This window comes from Vicinamibacteria bacterium (assembly GCA_035620555.1).
Classification (GTDB): Bacteria; Acidobacteriota; Vicinamibacteria; order Marinacidobacterales; family SMYC01; genus DASPGQ01.
Map to the genome: position 1 here is coordinate 1 of DASPGQ010000813.1, position 5802 is coordinate 5802.

Sequence of the window (5802 nt, forward strand, 5' to 3'; positions counted from 1 at the left end):
CGTAGTGCTCTTTCGCCATCACGAACGACGGGAAGTATGAGACGTCGGTTCCCAGGAAATAGCCGAGCGCGGAAACGCGCACGTTGGCTCCATCGCGCTCGCTGGGCTCGATGAGGACCGCAATGCCCTCGTCACGGAAGAAATCGACGATCTCCCGCTCCCGGGCCACGGACTTCTGCCATTCCTCGTCCTCCTCCCAGAAGCTGCGAGGCTCCCCCGGGTCGATGGCCCGTCTGGCTTCGGACATTTCTTTCTCGTCGAGCCGCTTCGCCGCGGGCTCGAAGCGCGAACGAGCTGCCTCGGGCTTTCCTCGAAGCACGATGCGGCCTTTGAGCTTTCCCCGATATGTGTCGAAGTCCTCTTTGCCACTTATCTCGACGAGCATCGGTGTTCCCTCGATGACCCCGTCCGTTCCCGGAGACCAGGCATGGGGGGTGGCGGAAAGGCGAGCATACCTCGGGGCGGTCATTTCCACCGAGTAGCTCTCGACCGACCAGCCCCTTCCGAACTCGCCCCAGCTCTCGAGCCGTGCGCCCGTCAATCCCCAACCCTTCAGCCTCTCGACACACCAGGTCGCTGCCTCGTCCAGTCCCGGGGAGCCGGTCAGTCGTGGCCCGTACACGTCGGTCAGATAAGAAAGGGTCTCCATTAGTTGGGACCGCTGGAAGCCCTCCATTTTGATCCGAGCGATGATCTCTTCATCGACGCGCTCTTGCGCCAGGGATGTCTGTGCGAAGGCGAGACCGATAGCCCAGAGGTATCTCGTCATTTTGGTGTTCCTCCACGGGGAAGTTGAAAAAGAGCGCGAACGGATGCTATCAATACTCGTTACGATGTCGAGCGGCGATTGGACGCCCATGCACCGCAATTTACTCATATTCGCTGGTTCCCCGCTCGCGGTGAGCCTTCTGTCGAGCGCGCTCGCCCTCGGGCAGGAGCGGCCGAAGCAGTGGCCCGATCAGGCGGCGATCGAGCATTTCCTCGAAGAAGCGGATATCACTCACCGCGAGAAGATCGGTACCGGTATCACGAATCCCGAGAAAGTGACTCTGGAGCGCGACGGGGTGGTTCGCTACGCCGCCTTCAAGAAAGTCGACAAGAACCACGATAGCTGGAAGAGCGAGGTCGCGGCCTACGAGCTCGACAAGCTCCTCGGGCTCGGAATGGTTCCCCCCACGGTGAGACGAGGTATTCGAGGTCGGAAGGGCTCGCTCCAGCTCTGGGTCGAGGGCGTGAGCATGAACAAGTTCGAAGGGACCATGCGGGACGTAGGGACCTGGCGAGACCAGGTGAGCGTGATGTGGCTGTTCGACGATCTCATCGCGAACATCGATCGACATCTCAATAACGCCATCGTGTCGCCGGACGAGCGTTTGATACTCATCGACAATTCGAAGACCTTCCGCTATCAGAAGACGCTCTTGAACGATCTCAATGGTGCCGGCACCGGTACTCACGCGCGTTTCTGGTGCGTCGAGTACGACGGTGATCGAGAGCGATACCCCACCCGATATCGGCCCGAGCTGATCGAGCGTTTGCGAGCTCTCACCAAAGACGAGATCAAGGACGCAATCGGGAAATATGTCTGGGGGCAGAACCGTGACCAGGTGTTCGAACGTCTCGAGCTGATTCTGAAACGGATCGACGGCATGGGGGCGGAAGCCTTTCGCCGAGGCACGGATCGTTACCCCTTCCCGCCGGGGCGCCCGGGTCGCTGAGTGCGCCGGGAGGGATTCAGCGGAGAGCTATGGAGCGCCGCGGAGTCGGTGTACCGGAACATTCTCGCTCACCCGTTTCTGACGGGGCTCGCCGACGGAACGCTCGATGTCGACTCCTTCCGTTTCTATATCGTCGAGGATACCTATTACCTCACGGAGTTTGCCCGCGCCTTGTCGATCATGGCCTCGAAGGCTCCCAGGGACGAATGGATCGTTGCCTTCAATCGCGATGCGATTGGCTCTCTCGAGGCCGAGCGAGCCCTGCACGAGAGTTACTTCGAGGAGTTTGGTCTCTCCGAAGAGGAGCTTCGCACCCGTCCGCCGGCGCCGACGACGCTTGCCTACACGAGCTATCTCCTCTCGGCCGCACAGGCTCGCCCCTTCGGCGAAGCTCTGAGCGCCGTTTTACCCTGCTACTGGATTTACGCCGAAGTCGGAAAGGTGCTCCTCGGCAAGGGATCACCCAATCCCCTCTACCAGCGCTGGATAGAAACTTACGGAAGCGAGGCCTACGAGGCGACGGTGGTGACGGTGCTCGACATCATGGACGAGGTCGCTCGCGAGGAGGGACATTCGTCCCGGGAGCGCATGCGTCGCCACTTCGTGACGACGTCGCGCTACGAATGGATGTTCTGGGACATGGCCTATCGGCAGGAAGCCTGGCCAGTCTGAGACCTGGGGAACCGCCACTTCAGTTTCAATGGGTTGCCTCGTCTCCCCATAGCTGCCTGAGGATCCGATCCCGACCGCAACCCGCTCGGTAGAGCTTGTATCGAAACGGATTCTTCGTGTAATAGTCCTGATGGTACTCCTCCGCGCGGTAGAAGGCCGTCGCCTCACGGATGGGAGTGACGATCTTCTTGTCGAGACGGCCCGACTCCTCGATCTCCCGTTTGGATTCTTCCGCGAGCCGACGTTGCTCTTCGTCGTGGAAGAAGATGGCGGTCGCGTATTGCGAGCCCCGATCGCAGAACTGACCCGCACCGTCGGTGGGATTGACGTTCACCCAGAACACCTCGAGGAGCTTCTCGTAGCTCACCTTCTTCGGATCGTAGAGAATCTCGACCGCCTCGAGATGTCCCGTGCCGCCGTACGAGACCTGCTCGTAGCTCGGATTCTCGACGCGGCCTCCGATGTAGCCCGACGTCGTCGATATCACCCCTTCGAGCGCGTCGAACGGCGGCTCCATGCACCAGAAGCAGCCACCGGCGAACGTGGCCTTTTCCAGCTCAGCCCCGGATAGCGGCAGCGTGCCGAGCGCGAGGACGAGAACGGCAAACACCCTCATCTTCAATTCCTCAAAGCTGGAAGTGCCTCAGAAGCGGGAACGAAGCGGAGTGCCACCCCGTTGTTGCACCATCTCTGTCCCGTCGGTCGCGGTCCGTCCTTGAACACGTGCCCTTGATGGCCGCCGCAGCGGGCGCAATGGTATTCGGTTCTGGGGTAGACGAGCTTGAAATCCCATTTCGTCCCCAACCGTTTCTCGATGGGACGAAAGAAGCTCGGCCAACCCGTTCCGCTCTCGTACTTGGCCTCGGACTCGAAAAGCGGGAGAAAACACGCCGCGCAAAGGTAGAGCCCCTTGCGCTTTTCCTCCACCAGCGGGCTCGTGAAGGGCCGCTCGGTCTGCTCCTCGAAGAGCACCACGTACGCCTCGCGCGGGAGAAGCTTCCGCCACTCGTCTTTAGACTTTTCCAATTTCTCGAAATCGGTGTCCATCGATTCACCGAGGCCTTTGCTCAAGAAAAGGCCGGCGACGCCCAGGAAATCTCGTCGGTGCATTTTCTCACCTCTCCCCACATCCCTTAGATGCCAGTGATCGCGACGGGTTTCATACCGGCTTGGCGTCCACGGCTAGCATAGCTCACGGCGTTGCATCGGGCACCGAGGGAGTCTGTGCTAATCTCGGGGCCCAGGTGAGCGAAGCGCCTCCCGGGACTCTGCGAGCGAGACTCGACCGAATGCTCGAGCTTCGTTTTGCCCTTCAGATCGTTTGGCGCTCCGGCCCCCTTCTCACGATCGCTCACGTCTGTCTCGTCTTCGTGCAAGGGGTGCTTCCTCTTTTTTCTCTCTACGTCATGAAGCTGATCGTGGACTCGGTCGCCGCCGCCATCGATTCCGGCTCACGCACGGAAGTAATCGCCGTCACGACCTGGATCGGAGTCGGTGCGGCGCTCGCCCTCCTGGGCGCTCTGGTCGGAGGGCTCGCGAGGCTCGTTCAAGACGCTCAAAGCCAGATGGTCACGTTGCGAATGAACGAGGTCCTTCAGAAGAAGTCCACGTTGGTCGACCTCCAGTATTTCGAGGACTCGCAGTACTACGATCTGTCGCATCGGGCGCGGGCCGAGGCACCCGTTCGGCCGACCCGGGTCCTGGGCGATTTGGTGCTGCTCGGCCAGAACGCGGTATCGCTTGTGGCCGTCGCCGCCCTCCTCTTCTTTCTCCACTGGGGAGTGGCCCTCGTCGTCCTCCTGGCGAACATCCCCGACATTCTGGTACGGGTGAGGACGTCGAGGGCCCTCTACCGCTGGCAGAAGGAGAGAACGTCGCGCGAGCGCAGGGCCTGGTACTACAACTGGATGATCACCGGAAACCAGTTCGCCAAGGAGCTCCGCCTCTTCGGGCTCGGGAAGCTCTTCATGAGCCGCTATCGCGAGCTGAGTGCCGGCCTCGTGCGGGAGCGTCTGCAATTTCAGGCGAAACGCGCCCTGGCCGAGCTGCTCGGCCAGGGCATCAGCACGCTTGCCGTCTTCGGAGCTTTCGCGTTCGTCGCGCTCGAGGCCGCGAGGGGTGTCATGACCATCGGCGACGTCGTGATGTACTACCAGGCGTTCCAGCGCGGACAAGGTTATCTGAAAGGCGCCCTGATGAGCCTGGCCGGACTCTACGAGCACAGCTTGTTCCTCTCTCACGTCAGCGAGTTCCTGACGTTGCCGAGCCGAATCACCGTTTCCCCGGCTCCTCCGCCGCTGAGGTTGCCTTTGCGACAGGGAATCGTCTTCGATGGTGTCCATTTCGCTTATCCGAACAGCTCGCAGACGGTTCTCGAGGGCGTAAGCTTCACCATCGGATGCGGCGAGAAGGTGGCACTCGTCGGAGAGAACGGCGCCGGCAAGTCGACGATCGTCAAGCTCCTCTGCCGTTTCTACGATCCGACGCGGGGTCGAATCACCATCGATGGCGTGGATCTTCGTGAGCTTTCGACGGAACAATTGCGGCGAGCGGTCAGCGTCGTCTTCCAGGACTACGTTCCCTACTATCTCACCGCCCGGGAGAACATCTGGCTCGGAAACGTCGACCTCGCCCTCGGAGACCCCGGCGTCGAGCGCGCCGCGGAGCGCTCGGGCGCCGATGAGTTCTTGCGTCGGCTGAAAAATGGCTACGATACCGTGCTCGGCAAGTGGTTCGTCGATGGTGAAGAGCTGAGCGTGGGCGAGTGGCAGAAGGTCGCGCTCGCCAGAGGTTTTTTCCGCGAAGCTCAGGTCATCGTACTGGACGAGCCGACCGCCTCCGTCGATGCCAGGGCTGAGCTCGCATTGTTCCATCGGTTCCGGGAGCTTACCCGCGACAAGACTGCCGTCCTCATAAGCCATCGCTTCTCCACGGTTCGACTCGCCGACCGCATCTGCGTACTGGATGGCGGAAGGATCACCGAGAGCGGCACTCACGAGCAGCTGCTCGGCCGCTCGGGCTCGTACGCCGCACTCTTCGAGATGCAGGCGCGTCAATATCGTTGAGCAGACTGATTCCGCGCCGCACGTCAGCGGAATGCGATAAACTCCGCAGCGATTCTATGGCCAGGAGACCCCATCACATGTTGCTCAAGATCGTACTCGCTGTGGTAATGGTTTGGCTCGCGTCGGCAGACACGACCACCGCACAGCCTGCCATCGAGATCACTCCCTTTTACGGACTTCGGGCGAACGGTGCCTTCCGAACGGGGCAGGGGACCGACAACGTGATCCTCGAAGTCAAGGATTCCGGAAGCTACGGAGTCTTCTTCGACTACGGTCTCACGGAGTTTTTGAAGCTCGACGTCCTCTGGACTCATCAGAGTTCGACCGTTCTTCAAGGAGAAACGCCC

7 protein-coding genes are annotated in these 5802 nt (G+C 61.0%); 4 read left to right on the forward strand and 3 right to left on the reverse strand.

The genetic code is table 11. The features are described from left to right. Positions 1–769 (reverse strand): hypothetical protein (locus VEK15_32470; protein ID HXV65456.1); only part of this gene is annotated, 769 nt, incomplete at its 3' end. Positions 770–812: 43 nt separating this feature from the next. Between VEK15_32470 and VEK15_32475 the strand changes: the two genes are divergently transcribed. Both VEK15_32475 and tenA read left to right on the forward strand, forming a co-directional pair. Further along, entirely contained in the window at positions 813–1718 is a 906-nt protein-coding gene (locus VEK15_32475) for a hypothetical protein (protein HXV65457.1), read from the forward strand. After that, positions 1719–2390 carry a thiaminase II gene (gene tenA / locus VEK15_32480; protein HXV65458.1) on the forward strand — a complete coding sequence of 224 codons (672 nt, stop codon included), beginning with the start codon at positions 1719–1721 and terminating at the stop codon, positions 2388–2390. A gap of 25 nt (positions 2391–2415) precedes the next feature. Here the strand turns inward: tenA and msrA are convergent, their stop codons facing one another. Next, a complete protein-coding gene (gene msrA, locus VEK15_32485; protein HXV65459.1) occupies positions 2416–3006 on the reverse strand; it encodes a peptide-methionine (S)-S-oxide reductase MsrA in 591 nt (196 codons plus the stop codon). A 2-nt stretch (positions 3007–3008) separates the two neighbouring features. After that, positions 3009–3437 carry a peptide-methionine (R)-S-oxide reductase MsrB gene (gene msrB, locus VEK15_32490; protein ID HXV65460.1) on the reverse strand — a complete coding sequence of 143 codons (429 nt, stop codon included), beginning with the start codon at positions 3435–3437 and terminating at the stop codon, positions 3009–3011. A 242-nt stretch (positions 3438–3679) separates the two neighbouring features. Between msrB and VEK15_32495 the strand changes: the two genes are divergently transcribed. Continuing rightward, entirely contained in the window at positions 3680–5455 is a 1776-nt protein-coding gene (locus VEK15_32495; GenBank protein HXV65461.1) for an ABC transporter ATP-binding protein, read from the forward strand. Positions 5456–5532: 77 nt separating this feature from the next. Then, positions 5533–5802, forward strand: a 270-nt coding sequence (locus VEK15_32500) for a hypothetical protein (GenBank protein HXV65462.1), incomplete at its 3' end; no start/stop codon positions are given.

Coding starts and splice junctions, on each gene's coding strand:
- VEK15_32475 (HXV65457.1), top strand. CDS start 813: ATGCTATCAATACTCGTTACGATGTCGAGCGGCGATTGGACGCCCATG.
- msrA (HXV65459.1), bottom strand. CDS start 3,006: ATGAGGGTGTTTGCCGTTCTCGTCCTCGCGCTCGGCACGCTGCCGCTA.
- msrB (HXV65460.1), bottom strand. CDS start 3,437: ATGGACACCGATTTCGAGAAATTGGAAAAGTCTAAAGACGAGTGGCGG.
- VEK15_32495 (HXV65461.1), top strand. CDS start 3,680: ATGCTCGAGCTTCGTTTTGCCCTTCAGATCGTTTGGCGCTCCGGCCCC.